Here is a 20459-nt window from a genome sequence, read left to right on the forward strand (position 1 = left end):
GATGGAGGACGTAGTCGTCCCGGTGTTCGTCTGCGGCATCCTGTTCATCGGATTGCCCTGGATCATCATGCATTATGTCACGAAGTGGAAGCAGGCGCCCGGCGGAATGACCACCGAGGATGAGCAGCTGCTCGATGAGCTTCATTCGCTCGCCCGCCGGCTTGAAGACCGCGTGACCACCGTCGAACGGCTCGTCGCCGCAGACAATCCCGATTTCCGCCCCGGTCTCTCCGATTATTCCCGCGACCGCGACTATCGGCTCGAAGACCAGCATCAGAGGAGGAACTGATGGCCGAGGACAGCCCCACAAGGTTCTATCTCGATAAGCAGAACGCCAAGTGGAAGGGCGTGTGCGCCGGGATCGCCGATTATACCGGGATCGATCCGCTCTGGGTCCGGCTGGGCACCGCGGCGATGGTCTTCATCGCGCAGCAATGGTGGATCATCATCGCCTATCTGGTGGTGGCCTGGGTTACGCCAAAGAAACCGATCGGCCTCTACAACAGCCGCGACGAGGAGAAATTCTGGCAGGGAGTGCGCTCCAATCCGAAACGCACCACCGCAGAGGTACGCTCCAAGTTCCGTGAACTGGATCGCCGGCTGGCCGACATCGAACTTCACTATACGAGCCGCAACACGCAGCTCGCCAACGAGATCGACAGCCTGCGCTGAGAACAGGCGCCGCGCACGGAGAGAAACGCCATGCACGATTTAGCTTTTCTGGTGCCGATCGCGATCGTGGGGATCGTATTCGGCAGCCGCGCCTTCCGCACTTGGGTGCAGGCGAAGCACGGCTATCCGCTGGATGACTATCGTCGAAATCGGGGCCGCAACCGCAATGCCTCCGCCCTCGACGATCAGCGGCAGATCATGCTGCTATCGAATGAAAACGAGAAACTAACCGGGCAGGTCAGCCGCCTCGAAGAGCGCCTTGCGGTATTGGAACGGATCGCGACCGATCCCGCCACCCGCACCGCCGCCGAGATCGAAGCGCTGCGCGACCGCTGAGGGGGAAAAGGGAATATGTCACAAGATACTGTTCAGGATCTGTTTCCGTTGATCGCGATCATCGGCATTGCTGGCGTGGTCGGCTGGGTTTTCACAACCTGGCTCCGGATCAAGAACGGCTACCCGCTCGAAAATAGCTGGGGGAAAGCGCTCTATCCGAAGCGTGATGACGAAACGGTCGAACGGGTCAAACTGCTGACGCAGGAAAACGGCCAGCTTCGCGCGGAGCTGAGCGCGATCAAGGACCGGCTCGCGAATGTCGAACGGATCGTGACCGACAGCGGCAACATGCTGAGCCACGAGATCGAACGTCTGCGCGACCGCGCGAACTGAGGAGCCGGTAGCATGAACGAATGGTTCATCCTCGCTTTCTTCATGATCGTGGTGGGCATCCCGGTGATCTTCGGTGTCGGCGGGCAGGCGTTCAAACGCTGGCTGCGACACAAGGAGACGATGGCGACCACGATCAATGCGCAGGCGGCCGAGAAAGCGGCGCAATATGCGGCGCATGACGAGCGACTGGAACAACGCGTTCGCGTGCTGGAACGGATCGTCACCGACAAGGGCATCGCCGTCGCTGACGAGATCGAACGGTTGCGTGACGATCATCAACTGAACTGACGCCGCGAAAAACGGCGCGAATAGAAACGATTAGGCAAGGGAGCCTGGACGATGGGTCCGTTTTCGATGGTGGTAGCGATCGTGCTGATCGCAACACTGGGTAAGATTTTCTCCGAACGCTATAAGGCGCTCGGCCGCGAACAGGATGGGCAGATGTTGCCCCCGGCCGATCTGACCGCCGCGCGTGACGAGATCCGCCAGCTCAAGGACCGCGTTGCCGTTCTTGAGCGTGTCATCACCGACAATCACGGCAGCAACGATCTGAGCCGTCAGATCGATGAGCTCCGCGACCGTTGAAGGAGGAGTCGAGCAATGACCGACCCGAGCTTCTATCTTACCATGGCCTCCGCCGGACTGGCCGGGCTGGCGATATTGACCGGTGCCGCCCATTCGGGCTGGCGCGGCTGGCTGCAACTCAAGCAGCAACAGCTGGTGATCGATAGCGAGATGCGGTCGCCCGGCACGCCCAGCGCGACCGCGCGGATCGAGATCGCCGATCTCAAGGAACGAATCCGCAAGCTCGAAGCGATCGCGGCCGGCGTCGATCTGTAAACGGCTGCCCCGCCGCCGCTTCCGCCATGCGGTTGCGGCGGCGGGCGCGAAGTTCTAGTCGGACCGTCGATGGCCGACCACACCGATCTCGCCGAGCTTCACGCCGAATATGAATTCCTCGATGCCGATGATCGCTATCGGCTACTGATCGATCTGGGCCGCGCTTTGGAGCCGATGCCGGATGCGCTGAAGACCGATGCGACGCTGGTTCGCGGTTGTTCAGCGGCGGTGTGGGTCTATCCGAAGCAGCGCGGTGACGGCACGCTCCATTTCCTTGCCGACAGCAACGCCGCGATCACCAAAGGCATCATCGCGCTGGTGCTGGCGACGGTCCAGGACAGAAACCCGGCCGAGGTAAGCGCCACTGATATCGAGGCGGCACTCGCGCCATTCGAGCTGAAGGCGCAGCTCAGTTCCAATCGGACTCAGGGCATTCCGAACATGATCGCGCTGATCCGCGACACCGCGAACCGGCTGGGCTGAGCCCCTCAGACCCGGAGAAGAAGCCGGGCCGCCAGCGTGCTTACGTCTTCATCGCGATCGACCACCAGCCATTCGCCGGGGCGACGCGTATCCACAACCGTCACCGCGTTTTTAGGACAGAGCCCGAGGCATTTCGTCTCGATCACACCGATCGTCGCCTTGCGGTTCTTGCCCAGCCCGGGACATTTACGGAGCGCTTTCGCCAACGGCGTGCGTCCCTTTGGCCCAAAACCGCCGTCGAGTTTTCGGGTGCATTTGCCGCATACCAGCGCGGCGCCCTGCCATCCCGCGCGAGCCTGCTTCACACCGGGCGCCAGCTCTTCGCTTCTTCGGCGACCCGAAGCACCTCATAGGCTGCCTGAATCGCCTGAAAGCGGGCTGCCGCTTCGGCGTCACCCGGCCGGAGATCGGGATGATATGTTTTAGCCAGTCGCCGCCACGCGCCACGTATCGCCTCGAAATCCGCATCGGATTCGAGTTCGAGCACCTCAAGCGCGCGCATCTCGTCACGTGAACGCGTGCCATCACCTGGGCCACCCCAGCTATAATGACGCGCCTGCTCGAAACCGGAAGAGTCGCGCCGCTCCGCCGCTTCGCGCTCGGCGGCCTCCTCGGCGTCCAACCCCTCGAAATAGTTCCAGCCGCGATTGTATTCCGCCGCGTGGCGTTCGCAGAAATACCAGCGATCGGGGCTGTTCGGCGATTTCGGCGCGGGGCAATTGCCCGGCTCATCACAACCGTGGCGATCGCAGATGCGCACCTGCTGCGCTTCGCGCCCGGAGCCATAGCCTCGCCAGCGGGGAAAGCCCCAATCATTGGTTCTGCTCGATCGCGCCATAAGTTAGCGACATAGGGCGATCACGACGCGACGCAACCGGAGGCGTTTCAACCCGCGACAAGAAAACGCACGGCCTGAGCGCTTTTTGCTGGGGGGCGATACGCAAGACCGATCGTTCAGACCTGCCGGCGCCACCGGGTTAAATTTATAAATTTCAGAGCGTTAAATGCGCCAGAGGGCCTATAAGCCGGGTTCTGTCCATCCCGGCGAACCGGGATTGGGCGACCATTCCTCTAGGCCTGCCGTTACCGACAGGCTCAAGCAACCAACCCGGGCGACCGGCGGGAACACGCCGATATGCCGCCCCTATTCGGTCTTGCTCCCGGTGGGGTTTGCCATGCCGCCGCTGTTACCAGCCGCGCGGTGCGCTTTTACCGCACCCTTTCACCCTTGCCGCGCCCGTTGCCGGGCGTTTGGCGGTCTGCTCTCTGTGGCACTTTCCCTAGGGTCACCCCCGGCGGGCGTTACCCGCCACCGTTGTTCCATGGAGCCCGGACTTTCCTCGCCCCCCGCATCAGCGGAGGCCGCGGCCGCCCGGCCCTCTGGCGCGCCGCCTTACTAGTCATCTCCTTGCGGCTTGGGAAGGAGTAGCGCGAGCAGGATCATGCGACACTCCGCATCGATCTCGCCGTCGATCAATTCGGGCCGAAAACGACGCTGAAAAGCCATGATCGCGGCCATGGCGTCGCTCACGTCATAACCGAATCGCTCGAGCGCGAGCAGGAACCCGGACTGGCTCCACATCGGGTCCAGCAGATTTTTGGTCGGGCGCGGCAGTGCGAGCCTGAGTCGGGCCAACTTCCCCCAGGGAAACAATTCCCCCGGATCGCGCTTACGCGCGGGCGCGACATCGGAGTGGCCGACGATGTTGCCGCGCGTGATCTCATAACGATCCTTGAGGCCATGAACCAACCGGATCACCGCATCCACCTGCTCATCGGGGAATGGGCGATAGCCGAATTCATGGCCCGGATTGACGATCTCTATCCCGATCGATGCCGAATTCACGTCATCGACTTCACGCCAATGCGATGCCCCGGCATGCCAGGCGCGCTTTTCATCATCGACCAGCCGCAGGATCGTGCCGTCCTCCGCCACGACATAATGCGACGACACCTTCGCCTCGGGATCGCGCAGTCGGGTAATCGCCGATTCCCCGTCCTGCATGCCCGTATAATGAAGCACGATCATCGTGATCGGGAGCGAGCGTTCGTCGAAATTGGGCGACGGCGCCTCGATTACCTTCATTGCGTTTCCTCGTGCCGGGCGGCGCAAACCGCCCCCACGAATATGGCTAGCCCGATGCGGCCACGGAACCAAGAGGGGCCGCCTGTCGAATACGCTTATCCGCCCCTTCCCGCGCGAGTTCGTAAAAGCCGCGAAAGCGCGTGCTCGGTACGAATCGATCCGATAGGCCGATCACCGTCTCCCCGGCCCCCAGCATGAGCAGGCCGCCCGGCCGCATCGCGTCGGCGAGCCGGGTCAGCACTCGGGTACGCAATGCCGGCGTGAGATAGAAAAGCACATTGCGGCAGAGGATGGCGTCGAAACGCCCAGCCGGCGGGGCATCCGCAACAAGGTTGTGGCGGCGATAGGAGATCGATGAACGAAGTCGCGGAATCACCACCCAGTCGCTTCCGTCCTGCTCGAACCAGCGCAGCATCCGGGCGACCGGCAAACCGCGCTGTATCTCGAACTGGCTGTATCGCCCAACCCGCGCCCGCGCCAAGGCACTTTGCGACACGTCGCTTGCCACTACCTCGGCCGTGATACCGCGCTCTGCGAAAGCCATCGCAAGCGACAGTGGCTCCTGCCCGAAAGCGCATCCGGCCGACCATAAGCGGGGGCGATCGGCGCCCGTTTCCAGCACCGCATCTGCAAACGCATCTATGATGCCCGGATCGCGGAAGAACGAGGTTTCCTGATTGAGCAACGCGTCGACGATCCGCTCGCCCATCGCCGCATCGCCACTGGTGCGCCAGTGCAGGACAAGTTGCTCGATCGAGGCGAAACCGCATTCAGCCACCAGCGGTTTTAGCGCGACGTCGATCCGCCAGGTGCGCGACGAGGAAAGCTGTTGGCCGGTGCGTTCCTCCAGCAACGGGGCGAGCGCGGCGATCGTAGCGTCGCTGACCTTCGCCGGCTCGCGCATGCCGCTCACCGGGTCAGCACCTGCGCGGCGATCATTTCGCCGATCTCATCCGGCGTCATGACCGCATCGGCATAGCCGGCGCCGGCGACCGCGCCGGGCATACCCCAGACGACGGAGGATGCCTCGTCCTGCACCACGACCGTCCCGCCGGCGTGGCGCACCGCGGTTGCGCCTTCAAGCCCGTCGCGGCCCATGCCACTCAATATGACCGCAAGCAGCCTCGGCCCGTAAACTTCAGCGAGTGAGGACAGCATTGGATCGACGGACGGCATGTTACCGTTCGATACCGGCTGCTCGGATAAGCGCACCGCGCAACCGTTCTCTCCGATCGAAACCGCAACGATATGCGCATCGCCCGGCGCGACCACGATCCTGCCCGGAAGCAGCCGCATCCTGTCGGTCGCGACATCGCACGGACGCTTGCCGAGCACCGCCATCTGAGCCGCGAAATAGGGCGAGAATGACGTCGGCAAATGCTGAGTGATCAGGATCGGGCGATCGAATTCTTTCGGCACGGCGCGCAGCAAGCAGGAAAGCGCATGGATTCCTCCCGTCGAGGCACCGATCGCCACAACGTCGAACGAGGCGTTCGCGGCCCCCCGCGTCAGTGGAAGGGGATCCTGTGGTACCCGGCGTTCGGTGAGCCGTGTCATCCGATCGCGCAACACTTCCGCGAACGGCCCGACAAAGCCCGCTCCACCCGGTTTTACCAACGTATCAGCCGCACCGAGCGCCAGCGCCTGCATCGTCGCCGCAGCCCCCTGCTCGCAGTTCGACGAGACCACGAGGACCTTGGCACCCCCTCCGACCGCGAGCAGATCGGGCAGCCCGGTCAAACCGTCGACGCCGGGCATTTCGAGATCGAGCAGGATAAGATCAACCCGCTCGGAAGCAAGAAAGGCCAGCGCGCCGGGAATATCGGCCACCGCCCCGGCGAGCGCGAACTGGCCGCCTTCCCGCGTCATACGGGCCAGAACCGCCCGCGCGACCGCCGAATCGTCAACGATCAATACTCGCGGAACATGCCGCGCGACTTTCCTCGACTGACGGTGCGATCCGTGCATCGCCTGGCGCCGATCAGACGATGCCGACGATCTGAAGCTTGCTTTCGAGCGTCTCGCGATCGAACGGTTTCATGACATATTCGTCCGCCCCCGCCTCGATCGCCGCGCGTATATGGGCGCTTCCGTTTTCGGTGGTGCAGAATACAACCTTCGGCCTTGATGCCAGCGCGGTTTCGCGCAGCGCACGGAGAAATTCCATGCCGCTCATCACCGGCATGTTCCAATCCAGCAGGATCACATCAGGCGGCGTAACGACGCAATGGTCCAGTGCCTCGCGCCCATCGGCCGCTTCCGCGACCGCGAAATCCATCCCTTCCAGGATATGGCGGGCAACCTTGCGGATTACCTTGGAATCATCGACGACGAGGCACGATTTCATGATGCAATCCTGTTGGAGCGCAATAACATACCCTCATCGCAGAGAGCGGTAACGGCAAGGTTAATCATGCGACGCAGGACACCAGCCGGGAAAGGTCGAGCACCAGCATCGGCTCTCCATCGCGAAGCGCGCTGCCGGCCGCCACAGAAGCCCAGCGATCACCGATAGCGACCCCCGATACGAGGGGCGTGATCTCCATCGGCGCCACGTCCTCCATATTGTCGAGCAGCACCGCGTAAAGCTGACCATCGATGGCAGTGATAACCGCGCGATGGCGGCCGTCCGCCGGAGCGGAAAGGCCGAGCACCTGCCAGGTATCGATAACCGTGACGACCCTGCTGCGCAGCGCGGTCAATCCGCGAACCGCGGGGGCGGCGCCGGGCGCTGGCACGACATCGTCGATATCCACCACCGCCTCGACCTGCGCAGCATTGAAGAGCACTCCGTGCCCGCCGAGATAGCCGATCAAGTGAAGTTCGCCGCCGCTCATGCCGCATTTTCCAACGCACCGAGCAACGCGACGCGATCATAGCGATAAAGTGGATCGGCAGGCTTGCGGCCAAGCCGGACCACGCGCCCCGCACCGGCGGCTACTTCCACTTCATCGTCCATCGCGAGCATGATGTCGGCGGTCTCACCCTCGGCAAGGCGGCGGACGACACGATATCCGGCGGCTTCGATCGAAGGCTTGAGAAATATCTCCATCCACCCCGCCTCGGCCCCGGAGAGCAGGCAGAGCGGAGCGCCACGCCCGCGCGATGCACCCTCGGTCAACATCAGCGGATCGATCACTTCGACCGGCTCGCCCTCGATCATCGTGACACCAGCGATCACCCCTTGGGTGGCAGCGGGCGAGATCTCCGCCGGAAGGGTAACGATGTCGATCGCCTCGCGCACCGGATAGGCCAGCGCACCAAGCTCCTCGTCCAATCGCAATACCGACCAGCCGCGTTCGGGTGCGCGCGGGGCAGCGGCGCAGATCAACCCGATGGCCTGTTCCCCGCTCGTCATCCACCATTGGCCGGCGCTTTCGTGAATGGCTTCCGGAGGCAGCGGCTCGATGCGATTGATCGCCGCGAGCGCGAGCGCACGGCGACGGCCATCGATATCGTGGAACAGCAATGCCTTGATGCCTTCGTCGACCGGTGCCTGAAGTACAGGCTCTTCCTCGCGCTCCATGGCGGAGAAATACAGCCCCGCCGCATTGGCGAGTCCCGCCACGTCGAGAAGCAGCATCGGCCGGCCGCTGTCGGGCAAAGTCTGCCCGGCATAAACCCCCGCGCGCATCACCGCCGGCGCGGCGGGCTTTATCACCAGTTCCTCCGTGTCGAGCACGGTGTCGACCGCCAATGCATATGTTCCGCCCGGACCATCCAGCACCATCAGCAGCGACGGCGCACGGCGCGGCAAGCCGAGCACCGCGTCCAATTCGACAACCGGCAGCTGGCGATCGCGGATCGTGGCGATCTGCCCCTCCCCGATCGTATCGATCCGCACAACATCGGCGCGGGTCGAAACGATTTCATCAACCGCCTGACGCGGCAGCGCGAATGCCTGCCCCCCTGCCTCAACGATGACGGCGGAGAGGATCGCCAGCGTCAGCGGCACTTCCAGCGTAATGTTCAGTCCGCGCCCAACCCGATTGGCGATCGCGATGCGGCCTCCGATCTGTTCGACATTGGTCCGCACCACATCCATCCCGACGCCGCGACCGGATGTCTCGGTAACGATATCCCGGCTCGTCAGGCCCGGCTCAAAAATCAGTTCCAGCCGGCCGCGCTCGCTCAGTCGGCGAAACTCGGCGTCGCGCGTCGGATCCATTGCCAGGCCGCGCGCAATGAGCAGATCGGTATCGATTCCGCGCCCGTCGTCCGCGATCTCGACGAGGATGCGATTGCCTGATTGGCGCGCGGAAACGGTGAGCCGCCCAGTTTCCCGCTTCCCGACCGAACGTCGCTGCGCCGGAGTTTCGATCCCATGATCGATTGCGTTGCGGACCATATGGATCAGCGGATCGCGCAATAGCTCGATCATCTCACGATCAAGCTCGACATCGCTGCCGTCGATCGTCAGCGAAACCTGTTTGCCGAGCGCCGCCGCCGTATCCCGCACGACGCGCGGGAGCGCCGAGAACAATGCCTCGACCGTCTGCATCCGCGTGCGCGTCACCGTGTCGCGTAGCTCCGCCACAGTATGCGAAAGCCGATCGAGGGTCGCCCCGATTGAAAGCTCCTCGTTACCACGCAAGCGCCGTGCCAGTTCGTTGCGCGCCAGCACCATTTCCGAAACGCCGTTCATCATGCGATCGAGCAGATCGACCGACAGACGAATGCTGCGAGTCTGGCCACGCCCGGTCACCGAACCGGTCTGCGCAATCAGGGCGATGCCGTCGTCGGCAGCGTTTTGTCCCGTATAATCGGGGTCGAGCGCGGCGATCAGGCCATCCTCGCCGCTATCGTCCAGCGACACGCCAGCGTCGATCGCTTCCACGATCTCGCCGATCCGATCGATGATCGACAATACTGCATTGACCAACGCACTGTCCGGCGCACGAGCACCAGCGCGGACCGCCGCCAGCACATCCTCCGCCGCGTGGCTGAGCCGGCCGACCCGTGGCAAATCCAGAAAGCCGCAGCTTCCCTTTACTGTGTGCACGAAGCGAAAGATCGCATCCAGTCGCGCGCTGTCGGCGGGATTGGACTCCCATGCGACGATCTCGCCCGCGATCGCCTCTAGCGATTCACGGGTTTCAGCGATGAATTCCGGCAGCAAATCATCCATGTCGCGCCGATTGTGCACCGGCGACAGTTAAATGAGCGTTTACCGCGCGTGGAGCGTCGCGCCGAACAACAGCACGTTCTCAGACGGCGCGCTGACCTGCACCGATCCGCCCGTCTCTGCGGCGAGCGAGTGAACCAGATAAGCCGCGGCGCTGCGCGGGGTCACCTCCCGCTCGTCCGCGCCGTCGATCAGCGTGAGCCGCAACTCCTCATCCAGGATGATGCGCGGGCCCTCCGCTTTCAGCACGATCTCGATCACGCCGCCGTTGTTTTCGCCACCGATCGCCAGCGTCCCGCCGCGCACTAGCGCATCACCGGCGATCATCGAAAGGTTGAGCAAAACCTTAATCGCGGTCTTCGGCAGTTCCGGCTCTTCTACGAGCCACTGCAATTCAAGCCGCTTGTTATCCCCCAGCAGCCCCTCGATCGCGACCTGCGCCTCCCGCGTATCCACCAGATCGCCGAAGCCGCCCGCGGCACCGAAAGCAAGGCGGAAGAACTTCAGTTTGTTCGCCGAGGTGCGTGCACTGTCGTTCAACAATTCCAGGCAGCGATCACGCATCACCGGATCGGTTTCGTCGGCGAGCAATTCCAGCCCGTTGTTGAGCGCCCCCACTGGCGACAACAGGTCGTGGCACAGCCGCGAACACAGCAGACTGGCAAAATCGACCGGGCTGATCGTCATATTGGTCCCTTTCCGGCTTCGGCAGGCGCCGAAGTGGCCGGCGTTGTGGCGAAGCGCGGAGTCACGCGCAAGCCTCGTCCCGCACGATCTTCAGCGGATCGAAGCGACCGTGCACCACTCCATCGCTAACCGCGCGCCAGGCCGAGACTTCGCCATTGCTTCCGACGATCAACCACAATGCGTCATCCGCCGCCGCCTGCGCCGCATCGGTTATGGATGGCATGGCGTCGCCCGATGGGTGGGAATGATAATTGCCGATCACCTTCCCGCCGCCGCCACGCGCCGCGCGATGCGCGGAAAGCAACGCGGCGGGATCGATTTCGAACCGGGTCGCCGGCGTGGGGTGAACATTGGCGCACGGCTGAGCCCGGATGCTGCCGTCCGGCGCGCGCAGCAGCAGGCCGCAAATCTCGTCCCGGCTCGCCGCCGCATCTGCGACGAGCCGTTCCAACAGCAATCTTGAAATCCGCAGCGTCCTATCCATCTAAGACACAATGGACCGGGGGGCTTCTGTCATTCAAGCAACGATAACACCGGCCGCCGATGGCTGGCGGCTAGATCGTGCGTTGGCGGATGCGGTTCCCACGCTTTCGCGCGAACGATTGAAGGTGCTGATCGCCGGCGGCAAGGTTTCGCGCGACGGGCAGCTCGTCCGCGAACCGGCGCGCAAGGCTGCGGCTGGCGAGATTTTCTCGGTGACCGTTCCCGATCCCGTGCCCGCGCATAACGAGGCACAGGATATCCCGCTCATCATCGCCTTTGAGGATGAGCATCTGATCGTCATCGACAAGCCCGCTGGGCTGGTCGTTCATCCGGCGGCGGGGAACCTCGACGGCACGCTGGTCAACGCGCTGCTGCATCATTGCAAGGGATCGCTGTCCGGCATCGGCGGAGTGGCCCGGCCGGGCATCGTGCATCGGATCGACAAGGATACATCCGGCCTGATGATCGCCGCCAAGACTGATCGGGCGCACGAAGGGCTGGCGAAGCAATTCGCCGACCATTCGATCGACCGGCGTTATCTGGCGATCGTATCGGGTCACCCAATGCCGCCCGCCGGCAGTGTGGACGCGCCACTCGCGCGCAGTCCGCAAAACCGCAAGAAGATCGCGATCGTCCGCGCCGGCAAGCGCGCCGTCACGCATTATCGCACGGTGGAGCGGCTGCGCGCCGCGGCTCTGGTGGAATGTCGGCTCGAAACCGGGCGAACGCATCAGGTGCGAGTTCATATGGCCTCGATCGGTCATCCGCTGCTCGGCGATCCGGTCTATGGCCGCACGAAGCAGGCGCATCGCGAAATCCTCGAAACCTTGGGTTTCCGCCGTCAGGCCTTGCACGCGGCGCGGCTGGGGTTCATTCATCCGATAACAAGAAGCGCTTTATCGTTCGAAAGCGCGATGCCTGCTGACATGCAGGAACTGTTCATTCAGCTCAACGTATAGATCAGGAAGCGACGCGGTGCCCAATTGGGGCCGCGAACTTTCCGGGAAAGGGAAAGGGTAGGATCATGGCAAACCGCAGCAACGTCCCAGCGACGATCCCTGCGCTCGGCGGAGAGCAAAGCCTCAACCGCTATCTCGCCGAGATCAAGAAGTTCCCCATTCTGGCGCCCGAGCAGGAATATATGCTCGCAAAGCGTTTTCAGGAGCATGGTGATACCGAGGCTGCGGCGCAGCTCGTCACTTCGCACCTCCGCCTCGTCGCGAAGATCGCGATGGGTTATCGCGGCTATGGCCTGCCAGTTTCGGAGCTGATCTCCGAAGGCAATATCGGCCTGATGCAGGGCGTGAAGAAATTCGAGCCCGATCGCGGCTTCCGCCTCGCCACCTATGCAATGTGGTGGATCAGGGCCTCGATCCAGGAATTCATCCTGCGTTCGTGGAGCCTCGTGAAAATGGGCACCACGGCGGCGCAGAAGAAATTGTTCTTCAATCTCCGCCGCATGAAGGCCCGGCTCGACGCGTTCGAGGACGGCGATCTCAAGCCGGAGGACGTGCAGAAAATCGCGACCGATCTCGGTGTGACCGAGGCGGATGTCGTCAGCATGAATCGCCGCATGGCGATGGGCGGCGACACCAGCCTCAACGTGCCGATGCGCGAAGATGGCGAGGGTCAGTGGCAGGATTGGCTGGCAGACGATGCGCCGTTGCAGGACTCAGTGGTGGCCGAGGCACAGGAAGCCGATGTACGCCACGAAATGCTGGTTTCCGCGATGGACGATCTCAACGATCGTGAGAAACACATCCTGACCGAACGCCGCCTGACCGACGACCCCAAGACGCTGGAGGAACTCAGCCAGGTCTATGGTGTCAGCCGCGAGCGCGTCCGCCAGATCGAGGTGCGCGCGTTCGAGAAGCTGCAAAAGGCGATGATGCGCCTTGCCGGCGAAAAGCGCCTGCTGGCCGCCTGATCCCCGAACTGCGGCAGCATAGCGGGGCATTGCTGGCGATCATGTTGCTCGGCTAACGCTGGCACATGATCGCACGCATGCTCCGTATCTGCGGTAAGGCCGCCTTGTGGTTCGTTGGCCTGTCTGTTCTGTGGGTCGCAATCCTGCGTTTCGTGCCGACCCCCGTCACGTTCACCATGCTCGGCGACATGCTCTCGGGGCACTCGATCACTAAGCAATGGCGCCCGCTGAGCGAGATCGATCCCAATATGGCGCGCGCCGCAATCGCGGGCGAAGATGCGCGTTTCTGCTCCCACCACGGCTTTGATTTCAAGGCGATCGCGGGCGCGGCCTATCGCAATGCGGAGGGCAAGCGCATCCGGGGCGGCTCCACCATCAGCCAGCAGACAGCGAAGAACGTCTTTCTGATTCAGGGCGGCGGCTATGTCCGCAAGGCGTTCGAGGCGTGGTTCACCGTGCTGATCGAGACGATGTGGGGTAAGCGGCGGATTATGGAGGTGTATCTAAACGTCGCGGAGACCGGCATCGGCACCTATGGCGCCGAAGCGGGCGCGATGCGTTACTTTCATCACTCCGCGACCCACCTCACCCCGCTGGAGGCTGCGCGCATCGCCGCAGTGCTTCCGCTTCCGAAGAAACGCGAGGCGGTCGATCCGGACGGTTTCGTGCGGCGCCACGGCAACGCGCTCGCGCGCTATGTCGGCGTCGTGAAGCGGAACGGGCTGGATAACTGCCTCAAATAGCACTCGCATCCGCAAGGATCGTTCAACCAACACATTGCGTCTACATCGCTTCTTGAGATCGTTTGCGGATACAATCGGCATTGGCGGGTGTTAGCCAACGACGAATAATGTCGAAAACTGCATCGATCCAAACAGGGAGAAGGATGTGATGAAACTGGTCTACGCGGTTGCGCTCGCTCCGCTTGTGCTCGCCGGATGCAACAACAAGCCCGAGGTGAAGGCCGAGAATGCATCCGTAGCCGAGGTCGCCGCGGCGGCGAACAATGCGATACGAATGGAGCCGGGCAAGTGGCGGACCGAGGTTTCCGTCGATACCGTCGATGTCGCGAACATGCCGCCGCAAGTGGCAGATACGATGAAGAGACAGCTCTCCGCCGCCGGCAAACAAACGGTCGAAGCATGCGTGACCAAGGAGCAGGCGGAACGTCCACCGGAGGATATGCTCGGTGGCAACGGCATGAAATCCTGCCGCTACGACACGTTCGAGATCAAGGGTGGGAAGCTCAACGCCGAGATGACCTGCCAGGGCGCACCGTCCGGCCCAGGCGCGATGCATAGCAAGGTATCGGGGGACTTCGGCAGCAGCGGCTATGATCTGATCAGCGAGGCCAAGGTCGATATGAACGGCCAGACCATCACCACCAAGACTAAGATCAAGGGCACGCGGATCGGTGCCTGCGATGCAAAGGCCGGCTGACACTCAGCTATGAAGGCAGCGGGGCTAGATCGCCGCCGTCGCAACATTGGGGCGGGCCGCATGATATCCCAATCACGCGGCCCGCTAACCGCTTATCGCCGCTTCAGAACGGCAGCTTGAACCCCGGCGGCAGCGAAAGGCCGCTGGTCATCTTCGCCATCTCAGCAGAAGAGGCCGCATCGGCCTTGGCCCGCGCATCGTTTAGCGCGGCAGCGACCAGATCCTCCACCATCTGCTTTTCGGATGGCTGGAGCAGCGATTCGTCGATCGACACCGCGATGATCCGGCCCTTGGCGGAAGCCTTCACCTTGACGAGACCACCGCCGGCGGCACCGTCCACCTCGATCGTGTCGAGATTGTCTTGCGCCTTGGTCAGTTCGTTTTGCACGTTCTGAGCCATGGCAAGAATATCGTTCAAGTCCTTCACAATACGCTCCGTTTAGGCCAGTCTATAAGTTCTGCGTCCGGAAAAGCCGCGCGCGCTGCGGCGACAATCGGGGTGTCGAGGATGGCCTGACGTGCCGCTTCGTCGGCAGCGTCATCAGCCTCCTTCATACTGGGTTCGCCCGGCTCATCGACCATCGCGACCTTCCACGCGCGGCCGGTTTCCGCCTTCAACACCTGTGCAAATTCGGTGAGCGTATCAGCGGAGACCGGGCGGGAGCCGCTGAACGCAATCTCACCGGGCGCGATGCGCACCAGCCGGGCATTGCTGCGCAGCCGATGATAGAGCGCGTGATGACCGCGATCCTCGACCATTGCCATGAGGCCGGCGAATTCATTCGGTGCCCGCTCTTGCTGCACCGGCGCGGCAACGGCCGGGCCGTTTACGGTGATGCCGCCATTGGCAATCTGCCGCGCCAGTTCCCCCGGATCGGGCAAGGTCGAGGCATGTACCACCCGCAGCAGCGCCATTTCCGCCGTCTCGATCGGCATCGCCGCGCGCGCGACCTCGTCATGCCCCTTCAATAGCAACTGCCATAGCCGGTGGAGCATCGCGAAGGAGAGTTTCGTCGCCCATTCGCCGTAAGCGCTGCGCTCATCCTCAGGCTGCGCAGGGTCTTCCACCGCGCCGACCTTTGCCAGCGTCACCCCGTGCACCGCCTCCAGCAGCGCACGGAACACCGATTGCGGATCAACGCCAAGGTCATATTGCCGCCGAAGCGCCGTAAGCGCGCCCGGCGCGTCACCGGCCAGCAACAGCCCGAGCAGATCGCGCACCGCGCCGCGATCGGACAGGCCGAGCATATCGCGCACCGCCGCCGCGCGTATGCCTCCACCCTCAAGATCGGCATGAGCGATCGCCTGATCGAGAATCGACAGGCCATCGCGCGCGGACCCTTCCGCCGCGCGTGCGATCAGCGCGAGCGCCTCCGGCTCGGCCTCCACCGTCTCCTCGGTGCAGACCCAGGCGAAATGATCCGAGAGTTTCTCGGCCGGGATACGCCGCAGATCGAAACGCTGGCAGCGGGAGAGAACAGTGACCGGCACCTTGTTCACCTCGGTCGTGGCGAACAGGAATTTCACATGGGCCGGCGGCTCCTCCAGCGTCTTCAACAGCCCGTTGAAGGCCGCCTTGGACAGCATATGGACTTCGTCGATGATGTAGATCTTGTAGCGCGCCGACACCGCCGCATAGCGCGACGCCTCGATGATCTCGCGGATGTCGTCGATGCCGGTGTGGCTGGCGGCGTCCATCTCGATCACGTCGATATGGCGCCCCTCGGCAATGGCGCGGCACGGCTCACATTTGCCGCACGGATCGATCGTGGGGCCGCCCTGCCCGTCTTCCCCGACGCAGTTCAGCGCCTTGGCGATAAGGCGAGCGGTTGAGGTCTTACCCACTCCGCGCACCCCGGTGAGCAGGAACGCATGAGCGATGCGATCACGCCGGATCGCATTCTCCAGCGTGCGCACCATCGCTTCCTGCCCGATCAGGGCAGCGAACGTCTGCGGACGATATTTCCGCGCGAGCACGCGATAGGCTTCACCGCCGCGCTGCGGCTGGGGCGGTTCGTCGAGGCCGAGGGAATCGCTCATCGGCCCGCGCTCATAGGATGGAATTGGGTCACAGGGGTTAGATAGGCCCTGCGATCGCGTTCGTCAGCGGAGAAATGTTCTTGGTGGCGGCGCGGTGCGCGCCAAGCTGCATCGACAGCGAGCGGTGGGAGCCGGAACGACCCGCGGCGAAATCGTTGTGGCTGCTTCCGTCAGGATCTGACCAGGTTGGCGACGACCACGTCCGCCCGACTCCCGCGCGCCATATGGCGGAGCCGGGCGGCGTGTTCAAGCCGTGTTACCAGCCACGAACGCGATAACACACGCGATGACGGTTATAATGGCCGCGCCACTCGCACACGCGACGCCATTTCGGCCCGCGATTCCAGCCGTGGCCGCGATCCCATCCACGGTGACGACCGTTATCGCCGCGCCAGTGGCGATCATGGTTCTTGTAATAGCCGTTACCGCGCCAATCCTGCGCCTGAGCGACACTGGGCACGAATGCGGTCACCGCCATCATGCCGGCGAGGCCGAGGATCATCTTGTTCATGTGGCTCACTCCTACTCATCTCTCACATGAGCTGGATATTGGCTTATCGCCCCTGCATGTTCCGTGAACCCGTCGGTAATCTCACAGTCAGGCCGTCGAGCGTTTCGGAAAGGACAATCTGGCACGACAGACGGCTGGTACGCGTCGCATCGTAAGCGAGATCGAGCATATCCTCTTCATCCTCGCTCGCCGGGGGGAGACGATCGAAATCCGCCGCATCGACGATGACGTGGCAGGTGGCGCAGGCCATCTGTCCTTCACACGTCCCCTCCAACGGCTGACCGTTGCGCTGCCCCACCTCAAGCAGGCTTTCGCCGACCGCCGCCGCGACTTCACTGACAGTGCCGTCGGTGGCCACGAATCGCACTTTCATCGTCATGCCGCGATCCTTTGCGCATCGGCCGCCGCCACGATCCGAGCGATCGCGGCGTCCAGTTCGTGCTCCGTCGTATAGCGTCCGAAGCCGAGACGGATCGAGCCGCGTGCCTCAGCATCGGTCAATCCGATCGCCTTCAGCACATGGCTGGGTCGCCCGGAGCCACTGGCGCAGGCCGATCCGGCGGAGAAAGCGATATCGCGACAATCGGACATCAGTCGATTCACATCCACACCCGCACGGCGCACATTGAGATTGCCGTGATAGCGCTGGCTCGACGAGCCGTTAACCGCCCAGCCGGTCAGCCGCTCGGCCGCCAGCGACCAGAGCCGCTCAATATGCGCGCGATCCTGTTCCGCTCGTTCGGCCATCAGCCGCGCGGCGACACCAAAGCCGACGCATAGCGCCGGGCTGAGCGTTCCCGAGCGCCCGCCCTCCTGATCCCCGCCGTGGAGCAGCGGCGTCAGCGTCACGCCATCGCGAATCCACAATGCGCCGACGCCCTTCGGCCCGTGGATCTTATGCGCGGAAAGCGCGATCACGTCGCAGCCGTCGGGAATGGCGACGCGGCCATAACCCTGCACCGCGTCGCACAGCATCAGCGCGCCGGCGCCACGGGCTTGCGTGGCGATCTCTGCAATCGGCTGGATCACGCCAATCTCGTTGTTGACCAGCATGGTGGCGACCAACGCCGCCCCCCGGAGCGCCCCGGCCAGCGCGGCGCGATCGACCAGCCCCTCGCGATCGACCGGCACGATCCGCGATTCGCCGGCCGCTCGCGCGGTGTCGAGCACCGCCGCATGCTCGGTCGCGATCGTCACGATCGGGCCGCCGACGCCCTTGATCGCCCAGTTCAACGCCTCGGTGGCGCCGGAGGTGAAGACCACGCGACCACCCTTCGGCAGCAGCGCCGACACCTGCGCGCGCGCCACCTCGATCGACGCCTTCGCCTTGCGACCAGCGGAATGAGCGGAATGCGGATTGGCGTGATCGTCACGCAGCCACGGCACCATCGCCTCGAACGCTTCGGGCGCAAGCGGCGTGGTCGCCTGATAATCGAGATAGATCATGCAGCGAGTCGCCGCGCATGCCGCGCCACGTCGCGCCAGGCGGAAATGAAGCGATCGACATCAGCGCCCGTGGTGGTACGGCCGAAGCTGATGCGGACGACTTCGCGAGTCTCCTCCTCGCTCCACCCCATCGCGCGGAGCACATGGCTCGGCTTCATGCTGCCGCTGGCGCAGGCGCTGCCCGCCGACACCGCAATGCCCGCGAGATCGAAACGGATCAGTTGCGCGGTCGCGGCGAGGCCGGGAAGGCGATAGCTGCCGATCGCGGGGTGACGTGTCGATCGCTCTCCGACCACGATCCCGCCTGAGCGACGGACGGCGTCGTCGAGGCGCGCGCGCAGTTCCGTATGATCCGGCTCTGGTTCAGCCAGCGCGGCAGCATAGCCAAGCGCGGCCGGAAGATTTTCCGTGCCGGGACGATATCCACGCTCCTGTCCGCCGGTCGGCCGGAGCGTCGCGAGGTCGCGCACCAATAGCGCACCGATCCCCGGCGGCCCGCCGCGCTTATGAGCGGAGAGCGCAACGAAATCGGCATATTCGGCAAGCTCGCCGGACGAAGGCATCTGCGCCGCGTCGACCAGCAGCAATCCACCGGCCGAATGAATGATCTCCGCCGCCGCCGCGATCGGCTGGCGCACGCCGGTTTCGCTGTTGCACCATTGCAGGCAGACCAGCGCGGGCGCCTCCGCAACCATTTCCGACAAAGCGGCGAGGTCGATCGCCCCATCCGCGTTCACCGCTGCGACAAGCGCCGATCCGCCGGCGCGGATTGCGGCATCATGCTCCACCGCCGACACGATCCGCCGCTCGATGAAGGTGCGGCCCAGCGCGACTTCGAGCGATTCGCTCGCGCCGCTGGTCAGCAGGGTCTCGTGTCGCCAGGCATAAGCGGCGGCGATCGCGGCCCGCGCTTCCTCCAGCGCGGCACGCGCGGCGCGCCCCTCAGCATGCGGAGAAGACGGGTTCGCCCACATCCCCTGCCCGCGCGCAACGGCGGCAACCGCCCCTGCCGTCATCGGCGTGGTGGCGGCATGATCGAGATATAGACGCGGCTGCACAGCTTGTTCCGGCAAAACTCGTTCCAAATCCGGTGGCGTGTCCTATATAGCGCGCATCGCACGGCGCTACACCCGCGCCCCCAAAGAACGAGAAACAATGCCTGAAGTGATCTTCCCCGGCCCCGAAGGCCGTCTAGAGGGACGTTTCGTCCCCGCTCCCAAGCCGCGCGCGCCGGTCGCGATGATCCTGCACCCGCATCCCAATGCGGGCGGCACGATGAACAATCATATCGTGCAGGCGCTCTACAAGACGTTCCAGCGGCGCGGATTCGCCACGCTGCGCTTCAACTTCCGCGGCGTCGGCAAGAGCCAGGGCACGTTCGATAACGGCATCGGCGAGCTTTCCGATGCGGCGAGCGCGCTCGACTGGGTGCAGAGCTTCCACCCGGAAGCCTCGACCACCTGGATCGCGGGCTTTTCGTTCGGCGCGTGGATCGGGATGCAACTCCTGATGCGCCGCCCGGAGATTCGCGGCTTCATCTCGGTCGCGCCGCCCGCCAACCTTTATGATTTCACCTTCCTCGCACCCTGCCCCTCTTCAGGGATCATCATTCAGGGCGAGCAGGATGAGGTGGCGACGCCGGGCGCGACGCAGAAGCTGGTCGATAAGCTCCGCACGCAGCGGCATATCACGATCCACCATGACGTGATCCCGCGCGCGAACCACTTCTTCGAGCATGAGATGGACGACCTGATGAAGTCGGTCGACAATTATCTCGATATGCGGCTCGCGCCGGATTCGCCGATCCGCTGAACGACAAAAAGGGCGCTCCGCAACGGGCGCCCTTTTTTTCTAGGCCGAGGGAAGCGTCCAGATCAGGACGTTGGCGATCAGCACCGCCGCCATGATCAGCAGCAACGTGCCTTTGCGCCGATCCCGCCCCTTGCTCACCAGATAGAGCCCGCCGATCAGGCAGGCGAACGCGCCGATCATCCCGATCGCCGGCGCAGCCTGCGCGATATTAAGCAGCACGTCGTTCATGATCCGCGAC

30 protein-coding genes and 2 other RNA genes are annotated in these 20459 nt (G+C 63.8%); 13 read left to right on the plus strand and 19 right to left on the minus strand.

The features are described 5' to 3' along the window. Position 1 precedes the first annotated feature (1 nt). From pspB to P0Y64_16005, 8 genes are all read left to right on the plus strand, one after another. A complete protein-coding gene (gene pspB, locus P0Y64_15970) occupies positions 2–289 on the plus strand; it encodes an envelope stress response membrane protein PspB (protein WEK42827.1) in 288 nt (95 codons plus the stop codon). Next, positions 289–672, plus strand: a complete 384-nt coding sequence (gene pspC / locus P0Y64_15975; protein WEK42828.1) for an envelope stress response membrane protein PspC — start codon at positions 289–291, stop codon at positions 670–672. The genes pspB and pspC overlap by 1 nt, the downstream gene beginning before the upstream one ends. Before the next feature lie 30 nt (positions 673–702). Further along, positions 703–1008 (plus strand): hypothetical protein, encoded by a 306-nt coding sequence (locus tag P0Y64_15980; GenBank protein WEK42829.1) that lies wholly within the window; start codon positions 703–705, stop codon positions 1006–1008. Positions 1009–1023: 15 nt separating this feature from the next. Further along, positions 1024–1341 carry a hypothetical protein gene (locus tag P0Y64_15985; protein ID WEK42830.1) on the plus strand — a complete coding sequence of 106 codons (318 nt, stop codon included), beginning with the start codon at positions 1024–1026 and terminating at the stop codon, positions 1339–1341. A 12-nt stretch (positions 1342–1353) separates the two neighbouring features. Continuing rightward, positions 1354–1629 (plus strand): hypothetical protein, encoded by a 276-nt coding sequence (locus P0Y64_15990; protein ID WEK42831.1) that lies wholly within the window; start codon positions 1354–1356, stop codon positions 1627–1629. 51 nt (positions 1630–1680) lie between these two features. Next, positions 1681–1926, plus strand: a complete 246-nt coding sequence (locus P0Y64_15995) for a hypothetical protein (GenBank protein ID WEK42832.1) — start codon at positions 1681–1683, stop codon at positions 1924–1926. A gap of 15 nt (positions 1927–1941) precedes the next feature. Beyond that, complete coding sequence (locus tag P0Y64_16000) at positions 1942–2181, plus strand: hypothetical protein (protein ID WEK42833.1); 240 nt, start codon at positions 1942–1944, stop codon at positions 2179–2181. 69 nt (positions 2182–2250) lie between these two features. Beyond that, the gene (locus P0Y64_16005; protein WEK42834.1) at positions 2251–2664 is read left to right on the plus strand and encodes a SufE family protein; all 414 of its coding nucleotides are present in this window, start codon (positions 2251–2253) and stop codon (positions 2662–2664) included. 5 nt (positions 2665–2669) lie between these two features. Here P0Y64_16005 and P0Y64_16010 read toward each other — a convergent pair whose 3' ends face one another. From P0Y64_16010 to P0Y64_16060, 11 genes are all read right to left on the minus strand, one after another. Beyond that, on the minus strand, positions 2670–2981 hold the full coding sequence (locus P0Y64_16010) for a (2Fe-2S) ferredoxin domain-containing protein (protein WEK45087.1): 312 nt from the start codon (positions 2979–2981) through the stop codon (positions 2670–2672). Further along, a complete protein-coding gene (locus P0Y64_16015; GenBank protein ID WEK42835.1) occupies positions 2966–3502 on the minus strand; it encodes a J domain-containing protein in 537 nt (178 codons plus the stop codon). Before P0Y64_16015 ends, P0Y64_16010 begins: the two co-directional genes overlap by 16 nt. Before the next feature lie 167 nt (positions 3503–3669). Beyond that, positions 3670–4048, minus strand: an RNA gene (rnpB, locus tag P0Y64_16020) — RNase P RNA component class A. 12 nt (positions 4049–4060) lie between these two features. Next, positions 4061–4750, minus strand: coding sequence for an N-acetylmuramoyl-L-alanine amidase (locus P0Y64_16025; protein WEK42836.1), 690 nt, complete (start codon positions 4748–4750; stop codon positions 4061–4063). Between the two features lie 46 nt (positions 4751–4796). Beyond that, a complete protein-coding gene (locus tag P0Y64_16030; protein ID WEK45088.1) occupies positions 4797–5654 on the minus strand; it encodes a protein-glutamate O-methyltransferase CheR in 858 nt (285 codons plus the stop codon). A gap of 5 nt (positions 5655–5659) precedes the next feature. Then, on the minus strand, positions 5660–6718 hold the full coding sequence (locus P0Y64_16035) for a chemotaxis protein CheB (protein WEK42837.1): 1059 nt from the start codon (positions 6716–6718) through the stop codon (positions 5660–5662). Between the two features lie 13 nt (positions 6719–6731). After that, complete coding sequence (locus P0Y64_16040) at positions 6732–7097, minus strand: response regulator (GenBank protein ID WEK42838.1); 366 nt, start codon at positions 7095–7097, stop codon at positions 6732–6734. 64 nt (positions 7098–7161) lie between these two features. Continuing rightward, positions 7162–7587, minus strand: a complete 426-nt coding sequence (locus tag P0Y64_16045; GenBank protein WEK42839.1) for a chemotaxis protein CheW — start codon at positions 7585–7587, stop codon at positions 7162–7164. Next, positions 7584–9878, minus strand: a complete 2295-nt coding sequence (locus P0Y64_16050; GenBank protein ID WEK42840.1) for a chemotaxis protein CheW — start codon at positions 9876–9878, stop codon at positions 7584–7586. Before P0Y64_16050 ends, P0Y64_16045 begins: the two co-directional genes overlap by 4 nt. 39 nt (positions 9879–9917) lie before the next feature. After that, positions 9918–10562 carry a histidine phosphotransferase family protein gene (locus P0Y64_16055; GenBank protein ID WEK42841.1) on the minus strand — a complete coding sequence of 215 codons (645 nt, stop codon included), beginning with the start codon at positions 10560–10562 and terminating at the stop codon, positions 9918–9920. Between the two features lie 61 nt (positions 10563–10623). Further along, positions 10624–11046 carry a M67 family metallopeptidase gene (locus P0Y64_16060; protein WEK42842.1) on the minus strand — a complete coding sequence of 141 codons (423 nt, stop codon included), beginning with the start codon at positions 11044–11046 and terminating at the stop codon, positions 10624–10626. Positions 11047–11056: 10 nt separating this feature from the next. Here P0Y64_16060 and P0Y64_16065 point away from each other — a divergent pair, with 10 nt between their 5' ends. The 4 genes from P0Y64_16065 (at position 11057) to P0Y64_16080 (ending at position 14412) form a co-directional block, all read left to right on the plus strand. Further along, positions 11057–12004 (plus strand): RluA family pseudouridine synthase, encoded by a 948-nt coding sequence (locus P0Y64_16065; GenBank protein WEK42843.1) that lies wholly within the window; start codon positions 11057–11059, stop codon positions 12002–12004. 65 nt (positions 12005–12069) lie between these two features. Next, positions 12070–12972 (plus strand): RNA polymerase sigma factor RpoH, encoded by a 903-nt coding sequence (gene rpoH, locus P0Y64_16070; protein ID WEK42844.1) that lies wholly within the window; start codon positions 12070–12072, stop codon positions 12970–12972. 65 nt (positions 12973–13037) lie between these two features. Then, positions 13038–13715, plus strand: coding sequence for a monofunctional biosynthetic peptidoglycan transglycosylase (mtgA, locus tag P0Y64_16075; protein WEK42845.1), 678 nt, complete (start codon positions 13038–13040; stop codon positions 13713–13715). A gap of 148 nt (positions 13716–13863) precedes the next feature. Beyond that, on the plus strand, positions 13864–14412 hold the full coding sequence (locus tag P0Y64_16080; GenBank protein WEK42846.1) for a DUF3617 domain-containing protein: 549 nt from the start codon (positions 13864–13866) through the stop codon (positions 14410–14412). A 103-nt stretch (positions 14413–14515) separates the two neighbouring features. Here P0Y64_16080 and P0Y64_16085 read toward each other — a convergent pair whose 3' ends face one another. The 7 genes from P0Y64_16085 to P0Y64_16115 form a co-directional block, all read right to left on the minus strand. Further along, positions 14516–14839, minus strand: coding sequence for a YbaB/EbfC family nucleoid-associated protein (locus P0Y64_16085; protein ID WEK42847.1), 324 nt, complete (start codon positions 14837–14839; stop codon positions 14516–14518). Further along, entirely contained in the window at positions 14836–16452 is a 1617-nt protein-coding gene (locus P0Y64_16090; GenBank protein WEK42848.1) for a DNA polymerase III subunit gamma/tau, read from the minus strand. The genes P0Y64_16085 and P0Y64_16090 overlap by 4 nt, the downstream gene beginning before the upstream one ends. Positions 16453–16572: 120 nt before the next feature. After that, positions 16573–16670: signal recognition particle sRNA small type (ffs, locus tag P0Y64_16095), an RNA gene on the minus strand. Between the two features lie 38 nt (positions 16671–16708). After that, a complete protein-coding gene (locus tag P0Y64_16100) occupies positions 16709–16963 on the minus strand; it encodes a hypothetical protein (protein ID WEK42849.1) in 255 nt (84 codons plus the stop codon). Positions 16964–17006: 43 nt separating this feature from the next. Continuing rightward, a complete protein-coding gene (locus tag P0Y64_16105; GenBank protein WEK42850.1) occupies positions 17007–17342 on the minus strand; it encodes a 2Fe-2S iron-sulfur cluster-binding protein in 336 nt (111 codons plus the stop codon). Continuing rightward, positions 17339–18409: a cysteine desulfurase family protein gene (locus P0Y64_16110; GenBank protein WEK42851.1), complete on the minus strand. Its 1071-nt coding sequence runs from the start codon at positions 18407–18409 to the stop codon at positions 17339–17341. Before P0Y64_16110 ends, P0Y64_16105 begins: the two co-directional genes overlap by 4 nt. Continuing rightward, entirely contained in the window at positions 18406–19467 is a 1062-nt protein-coding gene (locus tag P0Y64_16115; protein ID WEK42852.1) for an aminotransferase class V-fold PLP-dependent enzyme, read from the minus strand. Before P0Y64_16115 ends, P0Y64_16110 begins: the two co-directional genes overlap by 4 nt. A gap of 97 nt (positions 19468–19564) precedes the next feature. Here P0Y64_16115 and P0Y64_16120 point away from each other — a divergent pair, with 97 nt between their 5' ends. Then, entirely contained in the window at positions 19565–20221 is a 657-nt protein-coding gene (locus tag P0Y64_16120; GenBank protein WEK42853.1) for an alpha/beta hydrolase, read from the plus strand. A gap of 39 nt (positions 20222–20260) precedes the next feature. Here P0Y64_16120 and P0Y64_16125 read toward each other — a convergent pair whose 3' ends face one another. Further along, complete coding sequence (locus P0Y64_16125; protein ID WEK42854.1) at positions 20261–20449, minus strand: hypothetical protein; 189 nt, start codon at positions 20447–20449, stop codon at positions 20261–20263. Positions 20450–20459: the final 10 nt, after the last annotated feature.

Origin of the sequence: Candidatus Sphingomonas colombiensis, from assembly GCA_029202845.1 — a bacterium.
In the GTDB taxonomy this organism is placed as follows: domain Bacteria; phylum Pseudomonadota; class Alphaproteobacteria; order Sphingomonadales; family Sphingomonadaceae; genus Sphingomonas; species Sphingomonas colombiensis.

What these genes read in the sequence shown, in the direction of transcription:
- pspB (WEK42827.1), top strand. Translation starts at nt 2, where the DNA reads ATGGAGGACGTAGTCGTCCCGGTGTTCGTCTGCGGCATCCTGTTCATC.
- pspC (WEK42828.1), top strand. Translation starts at nt 289, where the DNA reads ATGGCCGAGGACAGCCCCACAAGGTTCTATCTCGATAAGCAGAACGCC.
- P0Y64_15980 (WEK42829.1), top strand. Translation starts at nt 703, where the DNA reads ATGCACGATTTAGCTTTTCTGGTGCCGATCGCGATCGTGGGGATCGTA.
- P0Y64_15985 (WEK42830.1), top strand. Translation starts at nt 1,024, where the DNA reads ATGTCACAAGATACTGTTCAGGATCTGTTTCCGTTGATCGCGATCATC.
- P0Y64_15990 (WEK42831.1), top strand. Translation starts at nt 1,354, where the DNA reads ATGAACGAATGGTTCATCCTCGCTTTCTTCATGATCGTGGTGGGCATC.
- P0Y64_15995 (WEK42832.1), top strand. Translation starts at nt 1,681, where the DNA reads ATGGGTCCGTTTTCGATGGTGGTAGCGATCGTGCTGATCGCAACACTG.
- P0Y64_16000 (WEK42833.1), top strand. Translation starts at nt 1,942, where the DNA reads ATGACCGACCCGAGCTTCTATCTTACCATGGCCTCCGCCGGACTGGCC.
- P0Y64_16005 (WEK42834.1), top strand. Translation starts at nt 2,251, where the DNA reads ATGGCCGACCACACCGATCTCGCCGAGCTTCACGCCGAATATGAATTC.
- P0Y64_16015 (WEK42835.1), bottom strand. Translation starts at nt 3,502, where the DNA reads ATGGCGCGATCGAGCAGAACCAATGATTGGGGCTTTCCCCGCTGGCGA.
- P0Y64_16025 (WEK42836.1), bottom strand. Translation starts at nt 4,750, where the DNA reads ATGAAGGTAATCGAGGCGCCGTCGCCCAATTTCGACGAACGCTCGCTC.
- P0Y64_16030 (WEK45088.1), bottom strand. Translation starts at nt 5,654, where the DNA reads ATGCGCGAGCCGGCGAAGGTCAGCGACGCTACGATCGCCGCGCTCGCC.
- P0Y64_16035 (WEK42837.1), bottom strand. Translation starts at nt 6,718, where the DNA reads ATGCACGGATCGCACCGTCAGTCGAGGAAAGTCGCGCGGCATGTTCCG.
- P0Y64_16040 (WEK42838.1), bottom strand. Translation starts at nt 7,097, where the DNA reads ATGAAATCGTGCCTCGTCGTCGATGATTCCAAGGTAATCCGCAAGGTT.
- P0Y64_16045 (WEK42839.1), bottom strand. Translation starts at nt 7,587, where the DNA reads ATGAGCGGCGGCGAACTTCACTTGATCGGCTATCTCGGCGGGCACGGA.
- P0Y64_16050 (WEK42840.1), bottom strand. Translation starts at nt 9,878, where the DNA reads ATGGATGATTTGCTGCCGGAATTCATCGCTGAAACCCGTGAATCGCTA.
- P0Y64_16055 (WEK42841.1), bottom strand. Translation starts at nt 10,562, where the DNA reads ATGACGATCAGCCCGGTCGATTTTGCCAGTCTGCTGTGTTCGCGGCTG.
- P0Y64_16060 (WEK42842.1), bottom strand. Translation starts at nt 11,046, where the DNA reads ATGGATAGGACGCTGCGGATTTCAAGATTGCTGTTGGAACGGCTCGTC.
- P0Y64_16065 (WEK42843.1), top strand. Translation starts at nt 11,057, where the DNA reads ATGGACCGGGGGGCTTCTGTCATTCAAGCAACGATAACACCGGCCGCC.
- rpoH (WEK42844.1), top strand. Translation starts at nt 12,070, where the DNA reads ATGGCAAACCGCAGCAACGTCCCAGCGACGATCCCTGCGCTCGGCGGA.
- mtgA (WEK42845.1), top strand. Translation starts at nt 13,038, where the DNA reads ATGATCGCACGCATGCTCCGTATCTGCGGTAAGGCCGCCTTGTGGTTC.
- P0Y64_16080 (WEK42846.1), top strand. Translation starts at nt 13,864, where the DNA reads ATGAAACTGGTCTACGCGGTTGCGCTCGCTCCGCTTGTGCTCGCCGGA.
- P0Y64_16090 (WEK42848.1), bottom strand. Translation starts at nt 16,452, where the DNA reads ATGAGCGATTCCCTCGGCCTCGACGAACCGCCCCAGCCGCAGCGCGGC.
- P0Y64_16100 (WEK42849.1), bottom strand. Translation starts at nt 16,963, where the DNA reads ATGAACAAGATGATCCTCGGCCTCGCCGGCATGATGGCGGTGACCGCA.
- P0Y64_16105 (WEK42850.1), bottom strand. Translation starts at nt 17,342, where the DNA reads ATGACGATGAAAGTGCGATTCGTGGCCACCGACGGCACTGTCAGTGAA.
- P0Y64_16110 (WEK42851.1), bottom strand. Translation starts at nt 18,409, where the DNA reads ATGATCTATCTCGATTATCAGGCGACCACGCCGCTTGCGCCCGAAGCG.
- P0Y64_16120 (WEK42853.1), top strand. Translation starts at nt 19,565, where the DNA reads ATGCCTGAAGTGATCTTCCCCGGCCCCGAAGGCCGTCTAGAGGGACGT.
- P0Y64_16125 (WEK42854.1), bottom strand. Translation starts at nt 20,449, where the DNA reads ATGAACGACGTGCTGCTTAATATCGCGCAGGCTGCGCCGGCGATCGGG.